The following is a 21144-nucleotide window of genomic DNA, read 5'->3' as shown; positions in this document are numbered from 1 at the left end:
GCCGCCCGGCCCTCCATCCGGATCGCGTTCGACGCGATGACGATCAGGGGCAGGCGGTCATCGGCTGACGCACGCGGGCACGGATTCGGCCGGGCCCCCGCCACGCTGGCGCCATCCTGCGGTGCTGTCTGCCCGGCGACCACGGAAAGGCTCCGCGATGCTCGACAGACGCACCCTCCTCTCCGGCGGCGGCGCCGCCCTCTTCTGCGGAGGCGCGGTACTGGCCGGACAGGGGCCTGGCGCGCCGTCGCGCCCGGCCCTCTCCGAGCGCTTCGCGGCGCTGGAGGCGCGCAGCGGCGGCCGCCTCGGCGTCCAGATGCGCGACACCGGCACGGGCCAGATCTCCGGCCACCGGGCGGAGGAGCGCTTTCCCCTCTGCAGCACCTTCAAGCTGCTGGCGGCCGGGGCGGTTCTGGCGCGGGTGGACGGGGGCACGGAGCATCTGGAGCGTCGGGTCCCCTACGGCCCTGGGGATCTGGTGGAATACTCGCCCGCCACGCAGCCCCGCGTGGCCGAAGGCGGCATGACCCTCGGGGATCTCTGCGCGGCGGCCATCACCCTGAGCGACAACACCGCGGGCAACCTCATCCTCACCACACTCGGCGGCCCCGCCGGGCTCACCGCCTACCTGCGCGGTCTCGGTGATCCGACGACCCGGCTCGACCGCAACGAGCCGACCCTGAACGAAGCGCTGCCGGGCGACCCGCGCGACACCACCACCCCGGCGGCGATGGTGGCGAATCTGGAGCGGCTGACCCTCGGCACCGCCCTCACGCCCGCCTCGCGGGCGATCCTGCTCGGGTGGCTCGCGGACAACCAGACGGGGGGCGCCCGGCTGCGGGCGGGCCTGCCCCCGGGCTGGCGCGTGGGCGACAAGACGGGCTCCGGCGACCGGGGCACCACCAACGATGCGGGCCTGCTCTGGCCTCCGGGCGGCGCGCCGATCCTCGTGGCGGTCTATCTGACGGAGACGGACGCGCCCACCGAGCACCGCAACGCGATCCTCGCGGACGTCGCCCGCGCCATTGCGGCCAACCTCTGACGCGATGGGAGCTGGCGACCCTCGCGCGATCGGCAGGCTTCGATCGAACGCAAGCAGTCTGACTGTACGGAGAACGTCTCCGCGCGCCTTTATTGCGCAAGATCGTTCTGAAGGTTCCATCCAATCAACGGCATCGGAAGAGGTGGCGCGTCTTTTCGAATAAAACCCCGAACACCTCCGTGATCGAGATCTCAAGGGCGTTTTCCGTAGGTGATGCGAAGCATGGGATGACGTCTCCGGACCTTCGGTCCGGCGGACAGACCGGAACTCGAGCGCGGATTGCGCGAGGCCGCTGCGACGTCGACGCTGCCGGAGGCTCATCGGGCGCGGGGCGCGGTGCCCCTGGCAGGACGCACATCCCTGCGTGACAGTCTGCTCGGCGCGATGGCGCAGGACGGACAGAACGTCCTGCAAGCCTACGAATTCCTGCAACGCGGCCTGCGTGGCAGCCCTCTCGGGGCGAGTGCGAGCGGCTCGCTCACCGCCTTTGCCTTCCTCCACCGGGGGGCTTCGCGGACATGACGCCCCCCTGCAACAAGGTCGACCCGAACGCCGAGCCACCGCCCGAGTGGCGGGCTCGGCCGCCAGGCATCGCGTTCGCGCGCCAGGGCGCATCGTTGTCCGACCCGGGGTATCCCCGCGGCCGATCGAGAACGGTACGGCTTATCGGCAGGTCACGTGAACGGTATAGGCCTTGGCCTGCTCGGCGACCGTCGCCGGATCCAGCGGGGTCGGATTCCTGGCGCCGCTCGCCGTGACGATACCGTTGGAGTCCAGGAAATTCAGCGCGATCATCGACTTGATGGCGAAGTTCACGTTTTGCGGGATGTCGTTGTTGACCTTCGCGACCGTCATCGCATTGAGCTTGGAGGCGATGACGCCGACCACGGCGCCGTACTGATCGATGAGCGGACCGCCACTGTTGCCCGGCTGAACGGGCGTCGAGATCTGCAGCATGCGGGTGTCATCGCCGAGGCCCGCCGCTGCGGTGATGTTGCCGACCGTGAAATTGCCGGAGGCTGCCAGCAGGTTGGGAAGCGGAAAGCCATAGGCATAGACGCTCTCGCCGACCCTTGGCTTGAGCGACAAGGCCGGCACCACGGGATGCTCGAAGGCGGTGCTCAGCACAGCCAGATCGTTCTGGACGTCGGTCGCGACGAGCCGAGCCCGCAGGGACGGCAGACCGAACTTGGCGATATTGATCTCCGTGCAGCCACTGATGACGTGGTTGTTGGTCAGCACGTGTCCGGCCTCCGACACGAAGAAGCCCGTTCCCGAAGAGCCGCTCTCCCGCTTCGGCGTCACGCCCGCGTCGGGGTTTGGCTTGTTCCTGGGGGGCGCAGCCTCCGCTTTCGCTTCGACGATGGCTTTCTGGCAGTCGATCATCGCGCTGATCGCATCCGAGGATCCGGACAACGAGAGCCGCGCGATCGACTTGCGCTCGAACAGCACCTCGATCCCACCGGCACGGGCGATGTCGAGCACGAAGCTCTTCTTCAGCCCGGATGCCATGAGACCGCGATCCGCACCGCGTTCGAGACCGGTGAACTGACCCTTCCAGCGTCCCCGTCCGGTGAGCATCATGAGTTGATAGATGCGATCGGGTTCGATTGATCGCCATTTGGGATTCGTGAAGGCGAGGAATGCCTCGTCCCTTTCTCCGTTGAATCCCATCCAGACCGTCGTCTGGTCCTCGTAGGTCGCGGCGGCCAGACAGCCGTCGGTCGATCGGCTGACCCCGATCGACCAGCCTGAAACCTTACCGATCGTTTTGTCCACGCCGAGGACAGGAGCAGCGGTGGCCGCCCGTGGTGCAGGGAGCGCAGCCGCAAGGGCCAGCAGGCCGATCAGGAACGGGCGCAAGACGAGACGCATGACGGTAAGAACCTTCCCGATGGTCTCAGCGGCCGCTGACGGGAATCGGCCGTGCGGTGCTCGATCCTGCGAACGGGTCGGATGCGGTGCTGATGGCCGCGCCGCCCTGCAACGGCCCGGCATTCCGACGAACCGGGGCGGATGCGACGTGGCGGCGGGACGGACGGTTCCGATAGACGATGACGCGTCGCGTCCGCGGAGCGTAGTATGCGTGCCGCGGCGCAGCCACCATGGCACCCAGGGCGAAGCCGATCGCGCCGCCGGCAAGGCCGTCCAGCGGGCCCGCCGATGCGCGCGGCACACCTGCGGTGCAACCGATGAGAGCCGCCGCGACGGCGCTGAGAACATATTTTGAAGCGTTCACCGAAAGCATCCCGATCGTAGGAAGGCTCAGAGGTTTGCGAACGACCTCCCGGGCCAGTGCGGAGAGGCATTCGGCGACTGGATCTCCGCGCCCACAACCCCCGCGCCGCCGATACAACCTATTCGAACGGCCACGCTTGAAAAGTCGTTTTCCGGCTTAGGATCGTGGGCCTGCAGTGTTTTTGAGCGACAACCTTACCGATTCGTCGGCCAGATCCCTCAAGGTAATGGCCAATGCCTCCAGGGGCGAGGTTGCGGCGCTGGACGGCTGCGGGGCCGCGAACAACCATCGTGGCTCCGGCGAAGGCATTCGGCGTTGATCCTGACGCCGGCCCTGACGCGGCAGGGCGTCCGCCGAACGCCCACTCCCCGCCTGGCGCATGAGGCGAGCACGCTGCTATGCTCAGTGCTAGGGCAGCCCGCCTGCTGAGCTTGAAGAGCATCGCGACGCGATCGAGCATCACGTGAAGGGCTGGGGCTGATCCGACGAGCAACCTCGTCCGGTTCGCCGCCTGAGGGCGTCTCCAGGGCACGACCGTTCCGCCGCGAGGCGTTCGAGCGCTGGCGGATCTCGCCTTCGACGCGGCAAGTGATGATCCCGAGAGGGCGCCGGTTGCCGACGCTGAACCGTCACTCGGCGCGCCCGAGCCTCAGGAGCGCCGGTCGGTCTGGCTGCGTTGCGACGATAGAGACCTGCAACTCTGACCGCATGAGCGGACTGCGATGTCGTCCACGCCCGCCCGGAAACGGGGGGAAGCCGAGCATAGGGGGCGTGGACGGTCGATCCTCGGACCGACACGCAGGAAAGTCCCGCCCCATGCCGTTCGTTCGCCACGGCGCTCAGATGCCGCGCCCCCGGCGGCATCGGCATCACTCGTCCCGCGATCGCAGGCCGAGGATCAGCGTGGTCGTCAGAACCGAACCGGCGATGATCAGCGACAGGACCAGTTCATCCGTTGGCGAGCCCGCGAAGGCCCGAGCCGTGGCAGGCCCGATCAGAGCACAGCCGGCGCCAGCAACGATCGCGGCTGTCCGTGGCGTCATTCCATTACCTCTCGCGGGCCAATTCAGACTTGCGAGTGGTAACGCTCGGCCGGGCGGTTTGTGCGCCCAAGCCGACCGCTCATGACGGTCTGGTTGCGTGTGCGAGCAAAGCAGAACCGCGAACGATCTACGAATTATCTTGGAAGGTTCAGGGTGCCTGCGCTGTGACCCACAGCGTTACCCCTGATCATTCAAGCCGGTCTGGAAACCAAGCTGAGTATTGGCGCGCCCGAAAGGATTCGAACCTCTGACCCCCAGATTCGTAGTCTGGTGCTCTATCCAGCTGAGCTACGGGCGCCTTCGACCGGGTGGCTCGTTGCCGCCGCCCCGGTGTGAGCGGGTGTTTAGAGGCTCCTTTTTGCGCTGGCAACCCTGGCCGGACAAGTTTTTCACGCCGGCTCGCCAGATGGGGCCGGCCTGCCTCGGCGCTGCGCACGGCGCGCTGTCGCCGGTCCGGCGGGACGCCCGTTGGCGATCGCGGCCGCGTTCGGCGGATGAAGGTTTTGAAACACGGCTGGAACGTCCAGAGCTGGGTGTCTGCAGGAAACCTGTCCGTCGCGAAAAGATCGACCGTGTTGCAGAGCAACTCGCGGAGCGCGATTCATCTTGCGATATCTGTCACGTTTTTTCGGAACAACCGACGGGCGGGCAAAGCTTGGCTCGCCCGGCGTTTTTGTTCGTTGGCACAGCTTGGAACGCTTTGCGGTCTCGCGAGATTGAGAGGGACTTTCATCCGTCGCGATACCCCAAGGAGAATGCCGTGAAACGGTCCCTGACCACCCTCGCCCTTCTGTCGCTCCTCGGCGCGAGCCCGGCCTTCGCCCAGACCACCGTTACCGGGACCCCGGCCCCGGACGCGAAATCCAGCGCGAATTCCGGCGGCCAGGAGGCGGTCACCCGCCCCAACACCGACAAGCCGGACGCCACGAAGCCCGCCACCACGCAGGCGGCAGCGCATGCCAAGCTCGAGGAAGGCGCCAACAGCTTCACCGAGGCGCAGACGCATCACCGCCTGACCGAGGCCGGTTACAAGGACATCAAGGGCCTGACCAAGGACGACAAGGGCATCTGGCGCGGCGACGCGGTGCTCAACGGAAAGCCGGTCAAGGTCGGCGTCGATTTCAAGGGCAACGTCGCCGCCCAGTAACGGATTCCGAAACCGAAGCGACCTTCGCGAACAGGAGCATCCTATGGCCCACCAGACCATCACCGCCCTCTACGACGATTACGACGCCGCCAGCACCGCCGTCGGCAAGCTCGAGGCGGCGGGCATTCCCCACGCCGACATCAGCATCGTGAGCAGCAACGAGGGCGACCGGCACGCCGGCCGCCTGAACACCACGAACGCGGTCGGCGGCACCGGCCACCACGACACGACCGAGAAGGCCTCCAGCGGCGCCGGTGCCGGCGCCACCGTCGGCACGGTCCTGGGCGGCGCGGCCGGCCTGCTCACGGGCCTCGGCCTCCTCGCCATCCCGGGTGTCGGCCCGGTGGTGGCGGCGGGCTGGCTCGTGGCGACCGTGACGGGTGCGGGCATCGGTGCCGCCGCCGGTGGCCTGGCCGGTGGCCTCACGGGCGCCGGGCTCAGCGAGAGCGACGCCCAGACCTACAGCGAGGGCGTGCGCCGGGGCGGTACCCTCGTGACGGTCCGGGCAGACGATGCTCACGCGGCCCGGGTCATGGACATCCTGGAGGAGCACGGCTCGATCGACGTCGACGAGCGGGCGCAGAACTGGCGCGCCGAGGGTTGGACCGCTCCGCAGGCCGCCGCCGCCACCTCGCCGGACGCGATTCCCGGCAACGCGCTGGGCGGCACCGTCGAGGGCCGCAACCGCGTGCGCGCCTACCCGAACACCCCCGTCTAAGGGCGGGGCGCCGTCCGAATAGCGGGCGCGAGCGATACGAAACGAGAAGCCCCGGGGCCCGATCGGCCCCGGGGCTTTCTCACGTCGCCGGCGCGGACGGCATGACTCCACGTCGCGAAGGCCCCGCATCGCGGGTCGCTCGGGAGATTTGAAATTGTCGGGAAAGGTGGGTCCCGGAGCCGAAGCTCCGGGTTCTGTTTCGACGGTTACCCTACCGCAAGATGCTTACGCCGCGAGGCGGGCATCCATGACAACGTTATCGTTGGCATTTAGAGTTTTGGCCAAATGCTCGAAACAGGGGTTACCTGCGTCGAACCGGTCGAGTCCTTACCGACAGCCGCATCGTCTTGCACCGAAGTGAAAGCGAACTCGCGATCCCTTTACCGCCCAGTCGATCCTATTTCGCCCCCATCAGAAGCTCACCGGCACGGACGCCCGTGAGCTCGTGGTGGAGGCGCCGGAGTACTGCCCTCCGGGTCCTGAAACGTTATTACGAACCGGTCATCAACCGCAGCTTCGATATAGGCGAACCCGGTCCGCCGGTCCAGTCGGCGCGTTATCCCGCCGCATCTTTCTGGTCCGCGAACCAGGCGGCGTAGGGCGTGTTGCGGGCCATGTGCCGGTTGAGGTCGGGGGCGCCATCATCCCACCAGACGGGGCCACGCTCTCCGAGGCCCCGCTTGGCGGCGTCGACGGCGCGACGGGCGCCCGCGAGTGCGTCCGCGTCCCCCGCCGTGGCGGCCTTCACGGCGCGGCGGGCCTCCATCAGGGCCGTCACGAGGGTTTCGCGGTCGGCGGGTGCAAGGTCCGGGCGGGTCCGGCGCCAAAGCCGTCCGCGCACCACGAGGTAGCGCCCGTCCGGCGTCACCGGGGGCAGGCCAGCCTCACTCCGCGGCGCGGCCACGGCGCGGGGCCTGCTCCTCGATCAACGCCTCGACGGCCGCGATCGTGTTTTCGAGGTCCGCCACGCGCCGCAGCATGCTGTCCGGCGGTAGCATGGCGATCTTCGCCGCCTCGACGATGAGCGTACGCTGAGCATCCTTGAGGCGGTCAAGGAGTATTTCCAAGTCTGACATGCTCCGGCTTTAGCGGATGCTTGGCCCGGCCCGCAATGGACTTCGGGCTCGGGCGCAGCAGAACCCGGATCATGAACGATCCAGTTCCCGCCGGTCGATCGCCCGGCCGCGCGATCGACCGGCGAACGGGTCCCGTTCCAGGCCCAGCCCGATCCGGCTCAGTTCGGATGGAAGACCACTTTCACGCAGCCGTCCTTCTTGTCGCGGAAGGTCTTGTAGAGTTCGGGGCCGTCGGCGAGGTTGGTGGAGCGGTGCGTGATCAGCGAGGTCATGTCGAACCGGCCTTCCTGGATCAGCTTCGTCAGGGTCTCGAGGTAGCGCTTCACGTGGGTCTGCCCGCTCTTCAGGGTCAGGCCCTTCTGCACGATCGAGCCCATGTTGACCGGCACCGGTCCGCCATAGACCCCGGGCACCGAGACGATGCCGCAAGGGCGCACGGCCTTGATCGCTTCGGCCAGCACATAGGGGCGCTCGGTGGAGGTGAGTTTCTCCTGCAAGGTGCTGAGGACCCCGGCGATGCCGTGGCCGGCGGTGGCCTCCATGCCCACGCAGTCGATGACCGCATCGGCACCCTCGCCCTTGCTGATCTCCTTGATGCGCTCGAACACGTCCTCCTTCATGAAGTCGATGACGTCGGTGGCGCCGTATTTTTGGGCCAGCGCGATGCGCTCGGGCACGGTCTCGATGGCGATGATGCGCTCGGCGCCCATGATCTTGGCGGATTGGATCGCGAACAGGCCGACGGGCCCGGCACCCCAGACCGCGATGATCTCGCCGCCCTGGATCTCGCAATGCTCGGCGCCCTGCCAGCCGGTGGGCAGGATGTCGGTGAGGAACAGGACCGACTCGTCGTCCATGCCGTCCGGCACCTTCATCGGGGCGACGTCGGCCATGGGCACGCGTACGTACTCGGCCTGTCCCCCGGCGTAGCCGCCGGTGATGTGCGAATACCCGAACAGGCCCGCCGTGGTGTAGCCGAACTGGGCGGCGGCCATCGCGGCGTTGCGGTTGGAGCGCTGGCAGACCGACCAGTTGCCGAGCCGGCACTGGCGGCATTCGCCGCAATTGATGTTGAAGGGCACGACGATGCGGTCGCCCTTGCGGAATTTGGTGAAGCCGCTCCCGACCTCGACCACCTCGCCCATGAACTCATGGCCGAGCACGTCGCCCGATTCCATGGTGGGCATCTGCCCGTCCATCAGGTGGAGATCGGAGCCGCAGATCGCGCAGGACGTCACCTTGATGATGACGTCGCGGGCATCCTCGATCCGCGGGTCCGGGACCGTATCGCAGCGGATGTCGCCCTTGCCGTGCCAGCACAATGCCTTCATCGCGAATCTCCATCCGGCGGGCGTCGGATCGCGACGCCCGGCGCTCCGGGGCGGTCTGTGAGGAATGTGGGACGCCGCGACCCGGGCACCCGCCACGAGAAGGTCGGCGGTCGCGGCCTTGTTCCCTGCGGACGCGGCGCGCGGGAACGGGCGGAGCCGCCCCCCGTTGGCCACGGACTCACCGGGCGAAAAGGCTGGTCCCCCGCATGCTGTTCCTCGTCCTGCTCCTCGTCCTCCTGGCGACCTTCGTGCTGATGGTGGTCCGGCGCAGGCATCTCGGGCGCCTCGCCTCCTTCGCCACACTCGTCGCCACCATCATGCTGATGCTCTGGATGCAGGATAGCGGCCTCCTGCCCGGCACCTCCGGCCCGTTGAGCGACGCCCGGCCGAAAACCCGGCTCGACCCGCCCTAAGTGTCGCGGGCATCACAGGGTTATGTGCCTGTCGCCGGATCGGCTGGAATGCCATGGACCGTTCCGGCCGGTCGTGCGTTCACAGCACGGCCCGAGCACGTGTCTTGCTCGGGAGCCAGCCCGGGTCTGGCCGCGATGCGCGCGACGCGCCGTGCGGCGAGGCGGCTGGTGACGTTCGAGGGGTTCAGGGCGAATGGCGAAAATCCTGCTGGTGGAAGATCACGAGGAGATCTGGGACTTCCTGTCCCGCCGGCTGAAGCGGCGCGGCTACGACGTGATCCTCGCCCATGACGGCGAATCCGGCGTGCAGCAGGCGCGCACCGGGCAGCCCGACGTGATCCTGCTCGACATGAACCTGCCGATCCTGGACGGCTGGTCGGCGGCCCGCGTGCTGAAATCCGGCAGCGACACCAAGGGCATCCCGATCATCGCGCTCACCGCCCACGCGATGTCGGGCGACCGCGACAAGGCGATCCAGGCCGGCTGCAACGACTACCACCCCAAGCCCGTGGATTTCTCCAAGCTGCTGACGCAGATCAACGCCGCCGTGGGGCCGCAGGCACCCGCCGCCGTCTGACCACGCCGCCGACCACCCGCGTTCCACGCCCCTGCCCGTTCGACGCGTCGCGGGTTGGCCGTGCCCGTCGCTCATCCTGACGAGATCCGAAGCATTCCATGAGCGACGATCCCATCACCGCCCGCCTGCTGCGGCAGGCGATGCCGGTCTTCACGACCCTGGCCTCTTGTCTCCTCGTCATCACCATCGCGGCGGCGCTCTATCTCGGGCGCGACATCTTCGTGCCCGTGACCCTGGCGATCTTGCTCAGTTTCGTCCTCGTGCCGGGCGTGCGCCTCCTGCGCCGCATCCGGGTTCCCCGGGCGATCGCCGTGCTCGTCGTTGTGCTGACCGCCTTCGGGGCGCTGCTCGGGGTCGCCCTGCTCATCGCCAACGAGGCGGCGCAGCTCGCCTCCGACCTGCCGCGCTATCAGGTGACCATGCGCGAGAAGATCGGATCACTGAAGGAGGCCACCGCCGGCAGCGGCACGCTCTCCCGCATGGTCGACATGGTGCAGGACCTCAGTGCCGAGCTTCAGCCGGACCTGAAGACGCCCATCCCCGAGGGGACCGCCGGCAGCGCCGCCCATCCGTTCCACGTGCAGATCGCCTCCGCCAAGGCGGGGCTGCTCGGCACCCTCGGCGCCGTCGCGGGTCCGATCCTGCATCCGCTCGCCACCACGGGCCTGATCCTCATCTTCACGATCTTCATCCTGCTGCAGCGGGAAGACCTGCGGAACCGCGCGATCCGGCTGGCTGGCTCCGGCGACCTGCGCCGCACCACGGCGGCCATCGACGACGCGGTGGCCCGGTTGAGCCGGTTCTTCCTCGCCCAGCTCGTCCTCAACATCGCCTTCGGCGTGGTGATCGGCCTCGGCCTGTGGTGGATCGGCGTACCGAACCCGATCCTGTTCGGGGTGCTCGCCGCGATCATGCGGTTCGTGCCCTATATCGGCGCGGCGATCAGCGCCCTCCTACCCCTCATCGTGGCGGCCGCCGTCGATCCCGGCTGGAGCATGGTGATCGCCACGGCGGCGCTGTTCCTCGTCGTCGAGCCCATCGCCGGCCACGTGATCGAGCCCCTGCTCTACGGTCATTCCACCGGCCTCTCGCCGATCGCGGTGATCCTGGCCGCCACCCTCTGGGCCTTCCTGTGGGGGCCGATCGGCCTCGTGCTGGCGACTCCCATCACCGTCTGCCTCGTGGTGCTCGGCCGCCACATCGACAGGCTGTGGTATCTCGACGTGATCCTGGGAGACCGCCCGGCCCTGTCGCCGCCCGAGATCTTCTACCAGCGCATGCTGGCGGGCGACCCCGCCGAGGCCATCGACCAGGGGCAGCTGTTCCTGAAGGCCCGCGCCCTCGTCACCTACTACGACGAGGTCGTGCTGGCTGGCCTCCTGATGGCGCAGGAGGACCTCTCGCGCGGCAGCCTGGACCGGTCGCGGCAGGACGAGGTCGGCACCGCCCTGCGCACCGTCGTGTCCCGCCTCGGGGCGCTGCCGGTCCAGCGCAGGACAGGCTCCGGCGCTTCGGCGGGCAATTCCGAGACCTCGGCGGCCTTCGACGCCATCGGGCCGGACCGGCAGGTCGCCGCGACGGTGCTGAGCCCCGGCGACCTTCCGGCGCGCTGGCGCGCCCCCCGGCCCGTGCTCTGCGTGTCCAGCCGCGGCCCCTTCGACGAGGCCGCGACGCTGATGCTCGGCCAGATCCTCGGGCGGCACGGCCTGTCCGCGCAGGTGATGTCGATGGCCCAGCTGCGCCGGGGCGAGACGCCGGAGGACCTCTCGGGGATCGCCCTGGTGTGCTTCTCCTACCTCGAGCCCGTCAGCCTGTCGCAGATCCGGCTCAACGTGCGCCAGGCGCGCCGGGCGATCCCGGGCGTGAAGGTGCTGGTCGGGTTCTGGCGCGAGCGCGATCCGGCCACCATCGACCGCCTGCGCCGCACCCTCTCGGCCGACGCCCTGGTGACCACCCTGAACGGCGCGCTGGACGCCGCCCTCACCTTCGCCAGACGCGCCTGAGACGGGGCCGGCGGCGGGCGGTCATTTGACATCCCCCCGGGGTTGACCCACTTCTCCCCCGCGCCGGCCCCCTGTTCGCGGGTGGCGGCACCCCCCGCACACTCTACCGCCGGTCGTCGCTGCTGCCGGTCGTCGCTGCGGGTCAGGCTCTGACGAGAGGCTAGAATCCGCACATGAAAGTCGTCGTCGTCGAGTCGCCGGCCAAGGCCAAGACGATCAATAAGTACCTTGGCGGCGACTACGAGGTGCTGGCCTCGTTCGGCCATATCCGTGATCTGCCCGCCAAGGACGGCTCCGTCGATCCGGAGGCGGACTTCCACATGCTGTGGGAGCTCGACGATCGGGGCTCGAAGCGCGTCTCCGACATCGTCAAGGCGCTGAAAGGCGCCGACGGCCTGATTCTGGCGACCGACCCGGATCGCGAGGGCGAGGCGATCTCCTGGCACGTGGTGGAGGCGCTCACCGCGCGGCGCGCCCTCAAGGGCATTCCGGTGGAGCGCGTGACCTTCAACGCCATCACCAAGGCGGCGGTGGAGACCGCCATGCGCCAGCCCCGGCAGATCGACCAGGCGCTGGTCGACGCCTACCTGGCGCGCCGTGCGCTGGACTATCTCGTGGGCTTCAACCTCTCGCCGGTGCTGTGGCGCAAGCTGCCGGGTGCCCGCTCGGCGGGCCGCGTGCAGTCGGTAGCGCTCCGTCTCGTCTGCGAGCGCGAGCGCGAGATCGAGGTCTTCAAGCCCCGCGAGTACTGGTCGCTGGTGGCGACCCTGGTGACCGACACCGGCGCCACCTTCGAGGCCCGCCTCACCGGCGCGGACGGCAAGCGCATCCAGCGCCTCGACGTCGGTTCCGGCGACGAGGCGGCGGCGTTCAAGCGCGACCTCGAACTCGCCACCTTCTCGGTCGGCAGCGTCGAGGCCAAGCCCGCCAAGCGCCACCCCGCCCCGCCCTTCACCACCTCGACCCTCCAGCAGGAGGCCTCCCGCAAGCTCGGGATGGCGCCGGCCCAGACCATGCGCGCCGCCCAGAAGCTCTACGAAGGCGTCGAGATCGACGGCGAGACGGTGGGTCTCATCACCTACATGCGGACGGACGGCGTCGACATGGCGCCGGAGGCCATCGAGGACGTGCGCCGGGTCGTGGCCCGGGAGTACGGCGAGCGCTACCTGCCGGGAAGCCCGCGCAAGTACAGCGTCAAGGCCAAGAACGCCCAGGAAGCGCACGAGGCCGTGCGCCCCACCGATATGGGCCGGCTGCCCAAGACCGTGGCCCGCACCGTCGATGCCGAACAGGCCAAGCTCTACGAACTGATCTGGACCCGCACGGTGGCGAGCCAGATGGAATCGGCCGAGCTGGAGCGCACCACGGTGGACGTCGTCGCGCAGGTCGGGCCGCGCAAGCTGGAGCTGCGCGCCACCGGCCAGGTGGTAAAGTTCGACGGCTTCCTCACCCTCTACCAGGAGGGCAAGGACGACGAGGAGGACGAGGACGGCCGTCGCCTGCCGCCGATGAAGGCCGGCGACCCGTTGAAGCGCGAGCGCATCGCCTCGACCCAGCACTTCACCGAGCCGCCGCCGCGCTATTCCGAGGCCAGCCTCGTCAAGCGCATGGAGGAGCTCGGCATCGGCCGGCCCTCCACCTACGCCGCCGTGCTGCAGACCCTGCGCGACCGCGAATACGTGCGGATCGACAAGAAGCGGCTGGTCGCCGAGGACAAGGGCCGCCTCGTCACCGGCTTCCTGGAGAGTTTCTTCAAGCGCTACGTCGAGTACGACTTCACCGCCGATCTCGAGACGCAGCTCGACCGGGTCTCGAACGCCGAGATCGACTGGCGCGAGGTGCTGCGGGACTTCTGGCGCGACTTCTCCGCCGCGATCGCGGGCACCAAGGAGCTGCGCGTCGCCGAGGTGCTCGACGCCCTCAACGACCTGCTCGGCGCCCACATCTTTCCCGAGAAGGCCGACGGCTCGAACCCGCGCACCTGCCCGACCTGCGGCGCCGGCCAGCTCTCCCTGAAGCTCGGCAAGTTCGGGGCCTTCGTGGGCTGCTCGAACTATCCGGAGTGCAAGTACACCCGCCAGCTCGCCGCCTCGGGCGTCGAGGGCGATGGCGAGGGCTCGTCCGAGAACGGCGGCCAGCCCGGCACGCGGGTCCTCGGCAACGACCCCGTGTCCGGCCTGCCCGTGACGGTGCGCGACGGCCGCTTCGGCCCCTTCGTCCAGCTCGGCGAGGCCTCGACCGAGAAGGAAGCGCCCAAGCCCAAGCGCTCGTCGATCCCGAAGGGCACCAGCCCGTCCTCGGTCGACCTGGAGATGGCGCTGAAGCTTCTGTCGCTCCCGCGCGAGGTGGCCCGCCACCCAGAGACCGGCGAGCCGATCCTGGCCAATCTCGGCCGCTTCGGCCCTTACGTGCAGCACGGCAAGATGTACGCGAATCTCGGGCGCGACGACGACGTGCTGGAGATCGGCGCCAACCGGGCCATCGACCTCATCGTCGCCAAGGAGCAGGGCGGCGGCCGGCGCGGACCGGCGGCCGATCCGGGCCGGCCGCTGGGCGAGCACCCCGAGACGGGTAAGCCCATCGTGGTGAAGTCCGGCAAGTACGGCCCCTACGTCACGGACGGCACCACCAACGCGACCCTGCCGAAAACCATGGCCGCCGAGGCGGTCGACCTGCCCCAGGCGCTGGAACTGATCGCCGCGCGGGAAGCCGCCGGCGGGGGCAAGAAGAAGGCGCCGGCCCGCAAGGCGGCGGGTGCGAAGGCTCCGGCCAAGAAGGCTCCTGCCAAGAAAGCGCCGGCCAAGAAAGCGCCCGCCAAGAAGGCCGCTGCCAAGACGGCGGCGAACGGAGACGAGCCGGCCGCCGAGCCGGCGGCGAAGGCGGCTGTGGCCAAGAAGCCGGCCGAAAAACCGACGAAGAAAGCAGTCGCGAGCGCTGCCGGGACCACGGCGGCCAAGCCGGCGGCGCGCAAGAAAGCCTGAGGCTCGAGAAGGCCTGAGGCTCGGGGGCCGCGCGCCTCCGGGGCCAGGCCGCCTCACGACCGTCGCGGTGTTCGATGACATCGCGACGGTCGGGAAGCCCCGGTCGGACCGTTTGCCGGCTCTAAATCGCTCGGGGGTGCAAGACGCCGTGTGCATCTCGACGCCCAGGCTCACGAAAATCTGAATACAGGACTGGGTGTGCGTCCGAGGGGACGGTGCGGGGGACGCCGCTGTTGTTATCAGTTGTTTAGGGTGTCGGCCCGAACATTATGGACATGCGATTCTTGTCCAGACGACCTGCCGACCGGCCCGACGCAACCCTCGCGCAGCCCGCGCCCGCCGCGCAGGCTTTGGCCGGCGCCGTACAGACGCCGCCGGAGGCCAGCCACGGCGAGGTGCTGGACGCGATCGAGAGCGACGTCCTGAAAGCGATCGGCAGCGTCGGCGAATCGATCGCGGCCACCCGCACCGACGTCGTGGACATGCAGGCCGGGCTGGCTGCCATCCGTGCCCGCATGAGCGATCTCGCGGAGGCCGCCGAGGCGGCCAGCGCGGCCAGTTCCGGCTTCACCGAGCGGACCGAGGGCCTGTCCACGGTCTCGACGCGCATCACCGATGCGCTGCACCAGGCCTCCGGGCATCTCGACCAGGCAGGCAGCCGGGGCGCGGAGGCCCGGGCGCTGATCGGCGCCCTGGCGACGGCCGGGAACGAGATCGCCAGCATCGTCGACACCATCTCGGCGGTGGCACGCCAGACCAACCTGCTGGCGCTTAACGCCACCATCGAGGCGGCACGCGCCGGCGAGGCGGGCCGCGGCTTCGTCGTGGTGGCGGCGGAGGTGAAGGCTCTGGCGGTCGAGACCGCCCGGGCGGCCGACGACGTGCGCAGCCGGATCGCGCGCCTGCGCGAGGGAGCGACCGCCTCCAGCGCCGCCATCGGCGCGGCGGCCGAGGCGATCGAGGCGGTCCGGCCCGCCTTCGGCACCGTGCGGGGCATCGTCGACCAACAGGTCGGCATCGTCACCCACGTGGTCTCGGAGGCCACGCGGACGGCGGACCTGATCGCCGACGTGAGCACCGGCGCGGGCGAGACCAGCGCCGCTACGGTCGCCCTCGACCGTCGGGCCGAGGCCATGGAGAGCGCGGCGGCCCAAGCCGCCGAAGAGGCCGCCGGCCTCGGGCGCCGCTTCGTCGCGGTGATCCGCCAGAACGAGATCGGCGACCGGCGCCGGGCCGACCGCTACCCGGCCGACCTGACCGTCGCGCTCGGGAGCGGCGCGCGCACCCGCACCATCGACCTCAGCGAGGGGGGCGCTCTGCTGGCCCGGCCCGAGACCGGGCCCGAGATCGGCGCCGGTCATGCGCTCGATCTCGACATCGCCGGGATCGGCGCCGTTCGGGCGCGTGTGGCCGCGATCAGTCCGATGGGCCTGCACTGTGCCTTCGAGGCCCTTGGGTCGGAAGCGCAGGCGAAGCTCGCCGGCAAGCTCGGGGCGATCCAGGCGGAATATGCCCCCCTGGTCGCCCGGGCCCAGGGGCTCGCCGGCACCATCAGGGACCTGATGGAGGCCGAGATCGCCGCCGGGCGGCTCACCGCCGCCCTCCTGTTCGATACCGACTATGTGGCGATCCTCGGCACCGAACCGCGCCAGTTCACGACTCGCTCGGTCGAGGTTTTGGAGCGGCTGCTCCGCCCGGTGCTGGAGGCGCCGCTGGCCGAAGACCCCGCGATGATGTTCTGCATCGTGGCCGACCGGAATGGCTACGTGCCGGTGCACAATCGCGCGGTGTCCCAGCCGCAGCGGCCGGGCGACCCCGTCTGGAACAACGCAAACAGCCGCAACCGGCGCATCTTCGACGACCGCACCGGCATCACGGCGGCTCGCTCGACCCGCCCTGCCACCGTGCAGGCCTATCGCCGCGAGGTCGGCGACCGCATCGTCATGGTCCGCGAGGTCGATGCGCCGATCCGCGTCCAGGGCCGGCACTGGGGCGCCTGCCGTACCGCCTACCGGTTCTGACGTACGTAGGGCTTCGCGGCGCTCGGGCGTTGTCACATCGGTGCCATGCGGCCGGATTACCCGGGACGCTCGTCTTCAGCCTTCACGGACCCGACCGATGACCGAACCGACGCGAACCCGCTCGCAGGCCGCGGAGGCCGCCGAGGATCGCGGGTCGAACGGCAGCGCCAACCCGACCTTCGGCGATGTGGTCGCGGCGCGCTTCGACCGGCGCGACCTCCTGCGCGGACTCCTCGGCGTCGGCGCCATCGCGGCCGTGGTGACGCCCCGGGCGCTGGCCGCCGGGGCAGCGCAGGCGGCGCAAGGTCCGGGCACCCGCTTCCCGTTCGAAGAAATCGAGGCCGGGTCGGACGCGCACCACCACGTCGCCCCCGGGCACGACGCCGAGATCCTGATCCGCTGGGGCGATCCCGTGCTGCCGGGGGCGCCGGCCTTCGACCCGCGCAACCAGACGCCGGCCGCGCAGAGCCAGCAATTCGGCTACAACAACGACTTCGTGGGCTACTTCCCCATGCCGGGGGCGGCCGATCCGGCGGCGCACGGCCTGCTCGTGGTCAACCACGAATACACCAACGAGGAACTCATGTTCCCCGGCCTCGGCCGCCAGGATACCAAGGCGGCCGACTTCAAGGGGATGACGCGGGACCTCGTCGACATCGAGATGGCGGCCCATGGCGGATCGGTCCTCGAGATCCGGCGCCAGGACGGCCGCTGGACGGTGGTGCCGGACTCGCACTACGCCCGCCGCATCACCGCCACGACGCCGATGGTGCTGACCGGCCCGGCCGCCGGCACCGAGCGGGTGAAGACCGCCGCCGACCCCACGGGCCGGGCGGCGCTGGGCATGATCAACAACTGCGCCGGCGGCACGACCCCCTGGGGAACCTGGCTGACCTGCGAGGAGAACATCAACTATTACTTCTCCGGCGCCTTGCCCGCGGGGTCGCCTGAGGCCGCCAACCACAAGCGCTTCAACCTGCCGGCCCGCGCCTATGCCTGGGGCCGCTACCACGAGCGCTTCGACGTCGCACACGAGCCGAACGAGCCCAACCGCTTCGGCTGGGTGGTGGAGATCGACCCGTTCGATCCGACGAGCGTTCCGAAGAAGCGCACGGCGCTCGGCCGCTTCAAGCACGAGGGTGCGGCGGGCATCGTCGCCAGGCAAGGCCAGTACGTGATCTACCAGGGCGACGACGAGCGCTTCGACTACGTCTACAAGTTCGTCACCACGGGCCGGGCCGATAGCGGTGACCGCGACCTCCTCGATTCCGGCACCCTGCACGTCGCCCGCTTCGACGCCGACGGGCGCGGCACTTGGATGCCGCTGGTGTTCGGGCAGGGGCCGCTGACGCCCGAGAACGACTTTGCCTCGCAAGCCGACGTGGTGATCGGCGCCCGGCTCGCCGCCGACCGGCTCGGCGCCACCAAGATGGACCGGCCCGAGGACGTCGAGGCCAACCCGAAGACCGGCAAGGTCTACGTGATGCTGACCAACAACGGGAAGCGCAAGGCCGGTGAGGTCGACGCCGCCAACCCGCGCGCCGACAATCGCTTCGGCCACATCGTCGAACTCACCCCCGACGACGGCGACCACGCCGCGCCCGGCTTCACCTGGGAGATCCTCGTCCGCTGCGGCGATCCGGGCCTCGCGGCGGTGGGCGCCACCTTCTCGTCGGCCACCACGAAGGACGGCTGGTTCGGCATGCCGGACAACTGCGCCGTCGACGGCCTCGGCCGGCTCTGGGTCGCCACCGACGGCAATGCCCCCTCGCGCACCGGCCGCAACGACGGCATCTGGGCGATGGAGACCGAAGGCGCGGGGCGCGGCACGGGCAAGCACTTCTTCCGCGTGCCCCACGGGGCCGAGATGTGCGGCCCCTACTTCACCCCCGACGACACCACCTTCTTCGTCGCCGTGCAGCACCCCGGCGAGGCCGACGAGGAGGACCCGAAGGCGGTACCCGCCACCTTCGAGGCGCCCGCCACCCGCTGGCCCGACTTCGACCCCGCGATGCCGCCCCGCCCCGCCGTACTGACGATCACGAAGCGCGGCGGCGGCCGCGTCGGGACCTGAGCGGCAGAGAACCCGCCCCTTCCGCAACGATAAGCGCCGCGCGCCACCGTCAGGCATTCTTAACCACCCCCATACCATGTCATGGGGTGGTACGCCGTGCGCGGCGGGGGCTTCGAGCCCCTGCCGAGCCGGGCGGGAACCCCTTTCTGTTTCCGGTTTGTTCCGGTATGGTGAGAGGATGAAGGCGAATGCTGCACGGTCTCCCTCTGCGATCCGGTCCGCGAAGCCCGCGGCCACACCGTCACCTGCGCGGGGCGCTTCGGTGAGCGACCCCGCACGCGATCTCTTCGCCGGCGGCAAGGCGCCGCCGGCCAAGCCCGCCGAGCGCCGCAAGCTCGATGCCGCGGTGGCCCCGCTGGCGCCGCCCGTCTCGGCGGAAGTCGGCTACGACGCCTCCACCATCGAGGTGCTCGAGGGGCTGGAGCCGGTGCGCCGCCGCCCCGGCATGTATATCGGCGGCACCGACGAGCGCGCCCTCCACCACCTCTTCGCCGAGGTGATCGACAATTCCATGGACGAGGCGGTGGCGGGGCACGCCAGCTTCATCGAGGTGGAGCTGGAGGAGAGCGGCCACCTCGTCGTCACCGACAACGGCCGCGGCATCCCGGTCGACCCGCACCCGAAATACCCCAACAAGTCCGCGCTGGAGGTCATCATGACCGTCTTGCACGCGGGCGGTAAGTTCGACTCGAAGGTCTACGAGACCTCCGGCGGCCTGCACGGCGTCGGCATCTCGGTGGTCAACGCCCTCTCGGACGAACTCGAGGTCGAGGTCGCCCGCAGCCAGACGCTCTACCGCCAGACCTTTTCGCGCGGCCATGTGCAGGGTCCCCTGGAGACGGTCGGCCGGGTGCAGAACCGGCGCGGCACCCGCGTGCGCTTCCACCCCGACGCCGAGATCTTCGGGGCGCTGAAGTTCGATCCCCGCCGCCTGTTCAAGATGGCGCGCTCCAAGGCCTACCTGTTCGGCGGGGTCGAGATCCGCTGGCGCTGCGCGCCCTCCCTGCTCGAGGGCCTGGACGACGTGCCGGCGGAGACGGTCCACCGCTTCCCCGGGGGCTTGCGCGACTATCTCGCCCGCGATCTCGAGGGCAAGGATCTCGTCACCGACGCGATTTTCTCGGGCAAGATCACCAAGCCGGGCGGGCACGGTTCGCTGGAATGGGCGGTGGCCTGGATGGTCGCGGACGACGGCGTCTCGGCCTCCTACTGCAACACGATCCCGACCGCCGAGGGCGGCACGCACGAGAGTGGCCTGCGCGTCGCCCTGCTGCGGGCCCTGCGCGAGCATGCGGAGCGGGTCGGCCAGGCCAAGCGCATGACGGCGGTGACCACCGACGACGTCATGGCGACCTGCGCGTCGATGCTCTCGGTGTTCATCCGCGAGCCGGAGTTCCAGGGCCAGACCAAGGACAAGCTCGCCACCGTCGAGGCCTCCCGTATCGTCGAGACCGCGATCCGCGACGCCTTCGACCACTGGCTCGCCGCTTCCCCGGCCCAGGCCAACAAGCTCCTCGACTGGGTGATCGACCGGGCCGAGGAGCGCCTGCGCCGCCGCCAGGAGAAGGAGGTCGCGCGCAAGTCCGCCACCCGCAAGCTGCGCCTGCCGGGCAAGCTCGCCGACTGCTCCAAGGCGGGCATGGCCGGTTCGGAGATCTTCATCGTCGAGGGCGACTCAGCCGGCGGCTCGGCCAAGCAGGCGCGCGACCGTGCCACGCAGGCGATCCTGCCCTTGCGCGGCAAGATCCTCAACGTTGCCTCGGCGAGCCGGGACAAGCTCGGGGCCAACCAGCTCATTTCCGACCTGACCCAGGCGCTCGGCTGCGGCACCGGCACCGGCTACCGCTCGGAGGACCTTCGCTACGAGAAGGTGATCATCATGACGGATGCCGACGTCGACGGCGCCCACATCGCCTCGCTGCTGATTACGTTCTTCTACCGGCAGATGCCCAAGCTCATCGACCGTGGGCACCTCTACCTGGCGATCCCGCCGCTCTACCGGATCAGCCAGGGCGCCAAGACGGCCTATGCCCGCGACGACGACCACAAGGCGCAGCTGATCAAGACGGTGTTCAAGGGGGCCAAGGTCGAGATCGGCCGCTTCAAGGGCCTCGGCGAGATGATGCCGGCGCAGCTCAAGGAGACCACCATGGACCCGAAGAAGCGCACGCTCCTGCGGGTCGAGGTGCTGGACGAGGCCCGCGCCTCCACCGGGGACGCGGTCGAGCGGCTGATGGGCAACAAGCCGGAGGCGCGCTTCACCTTCATCTCCGAGCGCGCCGCCTTCGCGGACGGGGCCGAACTCGACATCTGAAGGGCGGGGGGCGTCCGGTTGCGTTTGGGGGCTCGCCCGAACGCAACCGGCCCCTGCGCCGGCGCGAGCCCGCTAAATGCACCCGCGACACAGCAAAGAGCCCGGCCGCGTGGCGGCCGGGCTCTTTGCTGTTTTCGGCAGGTCCCGCGCGGACCGGGGTCGGCC

The 21144-nt window shown here is 69.6% G+C and carries 16 protein-coding genes, 1 tRNA gene and 1 other RNA gene; 10 read left to right on the top strand and 8 right to left on the bottom strand.

Annotated elements, in window-relative coordinates:
* Positions 1-157: 157 nt before the first annotated feature.
* Entirely contained in the window at positions 158-1042 is an 885-nt protein-coding gene (bla, locus tag MFF30_RS14765) for a class A beta-lactamase (RefSeq protein ID WP_238280150.1), read from the top strand.
* Between the two features lie 663 nt (positions 1043-1705).
* Here bla and MFF30_RS14760 read toward each other — a convergent pair.
* The 4 genes from MFF30_RS14760 to MFF30_RS14745 form a co-directional block, all read right to left on the bottom strand.
* Positions 1706-2917, bottom strand: a complete 1212-nt coding sequence (locus MFF30_RS14760; RefSeq protein ID WP_238280149.1) for a S1C family serine protease — start codon at positions 2915-2917, stop codon at positions 1706-1708.
* Positions 2918-2942: 25 nt separating this feature from the next.
* Entirely contained in the window at positions 2943-3290 is a 348-nt protein-coding gene (locus tag MFF30_RS14755; RefSeq protein ID WP_238280148.1) for a hypothetical protein, read from the bottom strand.
* Between the two features lie 860 nt (positions 3291-4150).
* Positions 4151-4324, bottom strand: coding sequence for a hypothetical protein (locus tag MFF30_RS14750; RefSeq protein ID WP_238280147.1), 174 nt, complete (start codon positions 4322-4324; stop codon positions 4151-4153).
* A 221-nt stretch (positions 4325-4545) separates the two neighbouring features.
* A tRNA-Arg gene (locus MFF30_RS14745) sits at positions 4546-4622 on the bottom strand.
* A gap of 462 nt (positions 4623-5084) precedes the next feature.
* Here MFF30_RS14745 and MFF30_RS14740 point away from each other — a divergent pair.
* A complete protein-coding gene (locus MFF30_RS14740; RefSeq protein WP_238280146.1) occupies positions 5085-5471 on the top strand; it encodes a hypothetical protein in 387 nt (128 codons plus the stop codon).
* 43 nt (positions 5472-5514) lie between these two features.
* Positions 5515-6189 (top strand): hypothetical protein, encoded by a 675-nt coding sequence (locus tag MFF30_RS14735; protein WP_238280145.1) that lies wholly within the window; start codon positions 5515-5517, stop codon positions 6187-6189.
* A gap of 183 nt (positions 6190-6372) precedes the next feature.
* On the opposite strand, the gene ssrA is transcribed toward MFF30_RS14735, so the two are convergent.
* From ssrA to MFF30_RS14715, 4 genes are all read right to left on the bottom strand, one after another.
* Positions 6373-6740, bottom strand: a transfer-messenger RNA (tmRNA) gene (ssrA, locus tag MFF30_RS14730).
* A gap of 5 nt (positions 6741-6745) precedes the next feature.
* Complete coding sequence (locus tag MFF30_RS14725) at positions 6746-7093, bottom strand: hypothetical protein (protein ID WP_238280144.1); 348 nt, start codon at positions 7091-7093, stop codon at positions 6746-6748.
* A complete protein-coding gene (locus MFF30_RS14720) occupies positions 7074-7256 on the bottom strand; it encodes a hypothetical protein (RefSeq protein ID WP_373320908.1) in 183 nt (60 codons plus the stop codon). Before MFF30_RS14720 ends, MFF30_RS14725 begins: the two co-directional genes overlap by 20 nt.
* A 167-nt stretch (positions 7257-7423) precedes the next feature.
* Positions 7424-8596, bottom strand: coding sequence for a zinc-dependent alcohol dehydrogenase (locus tag MFF30_RS14715; protein WP_238280142.1), 1173 nt, complete (start codon positions 8594-8596; stop codon positions 7424-7426).
* A gap of 206 nt (positions 8597-8802) precedes the next feature.
* Here MFF30_RS14715 and MFF30_RS14710 point away from each other — a divergent pair, with 206 nt between their 5' ends.
* From MFF30_RS14710 to parE, 7 genes are all read left to right on the top strand, one after another.
* Positions 8803-9009, top strand: coding sequence for a hypothetical protein (locus tag MFF30_RS14710; RefSeq protein ID WP_238280141.1), 207 nt, complete (start codon positions 8803-8805; stop codon positions 9007-9009).
* A gap of 193 nt (positions 9010-9202) precedes the next feature.
* Positions 9203-9586 carry a response regulator gene (locus MFF30_RS14705; protein WP_238280140.1) on the top strand — a complete coding sequence of 128 codons (384 nt, stop codon included), beginning with the start codon at positions 9203-9205 and terminating at the stop codon, positions 9584-9586.
* 98 nt (positions 9587-9684) lie between these two features.
* Complete coding sequence (locus MFF30_RS14700) at positions 9685-11589, top strand: AI-2E family transporter (protein WP_238280139.1); 1905 nt, start codon at positions 9685-9687, stop codon at positions 11587-11589.
* Positions 11590-11762: 173 nt separating this feature from the next.
* Positions 11763-14570 (top strand): type I DNA topoisomerase, encoded by a 2808-nt coding sequence (gene topA, locus MFF30_RS14695; RefSeq protein WP_238280138.1) that lies wholly within the window; start codon positions 11763-11765, stop codon positions 14568-14570.
* A gap of 284 nt (positions 14571-14854) precedes the next feature.
* A complete protein-coding gene (locus MFF30_RS14690) occupies positions 14855-16591 on the top strand; it encodes a methyl-accepting chemotaxis protein (RefSeq protein ID WP_238280137.1) in 1737 nt (578 codons plus the stop codon).
* A gap of 97 nt (positions 16592-16688) precedes the next feature.
* Positions 16689-18665, top strand: coding sequence for a PhoX family protein (locus MFF30_RS14685; protein ID WP_238280136.1), 1977 nt, complete (start codon positions 16689-16691; stop codon positions 18663-18665).
* A 262-nt stretch (positions 18666-18927) separates the two neighbouring features.
* Positions 18928-20979 (top strand): DNA topoisomerase IV subunit B, encoded by a 2052-nt coding sequence (gene parE, locus MFF30_RS14680; protein WP_238280135.1) that lies wholly within the window; start codon positions 18928-18930, stop codon positions 20977-20979.
* Positions 20980-21144 lie beyond the last annotated feature (165 nt).

The sequence above is a fragment of the Methylobacterium goesingense genome (assembly GCF_022179225.1).
Taxonomy (GTDB): Bacteria; Pseudomonadota; Alphaproteobacteria; order Rhizobiales; family Beijerinckiaceae; genus Methylobacterium; species Methylobacterium goesingense.
The sequence above is the reverse complement of the archived record's forward strand: the minus strand, read 5'-3'. Positions and strand labels throughout refer to the sequence as shown.

Bases quoted from the DNA above. Each gene is read 5' to 3' on its own strand.
- MFF30_RS14750 (WP_238280147.1), bottom strand. From the start codon at position 4,324: ATGACGCCACGGACAGCCGCGATCGTTGCTGGCGCCGGCTGTGCTCTG.
- topA (WP_238280138.1), top strand. From the start codon at position 11,763: ATGAAAGTCGTCGTCGTCGAGTCGCCGGCCAAGGCCAAGACGATCAAT.
- bla (WP_238280150.1), top strand. From the start codon at position 158: ATGCTCGACAGACGCACCCTCCTCTCCGGCGGCGGCGCCGCCCTCTTC.
- MFF30_RS14685 (WP_238280136.1), top strand. From the start codon at position 16,689: ATGACCGAACCGACGCGAACCCGCTCGCAGGCCGCGGAGGCCGCCGAG.
- MFF30_RS14760 (WP_238280149.1), bottom strand. From the start codon at position 2,917: ATGCGTCTCGTCTTGCGCCCGTTCCTGATCGGCCTGCTGGCCCTTGCG.
- MFF30_RS14735 (WP_238280145.1), top strand. From the start codon at position 5,515: ATGGCCCACCAGACCATCACCGCCCTCTACGACGATTACGACGCCGCC.
- MFF30_RS14700 (WP_238280139.1), top strand. From the start codon at position 9,685: ATGAGCGACGATCCCATCACCGCCCGCCTGCTGCGGCAGGCGATGCCG.
- MFF30_RS14755 (WP_238280148.1), bottom strand. From the start codon at position 3,290: ATGCTTTCGGTGAACGCTTCAAAATATGTTCTCAGCGCCGTCGCGGCG.
- MFF30_RS14705 (WP_238280140.1), top strand. From the start codon at position 9,203: ATGGCGAAAATCCTGCTGGTGGAAGATCACGAGGAGATCTGGGACTTC.
- MFF30_RS14710 (WP_238280141.1), top strand. From the start codon at position 8,803: ATGCTGTTCCTCGTCCTGCTCCTCGTCCTCCTGGCGACCTTCGTGCTG.
- MFF30_RS14715 (WP_238280142.1), bottom strand. From the start codon at position 8,596: ATGAAGGCATTGTGCTGGCACGGCAAGGGCGACATCCGCTGCGATACG.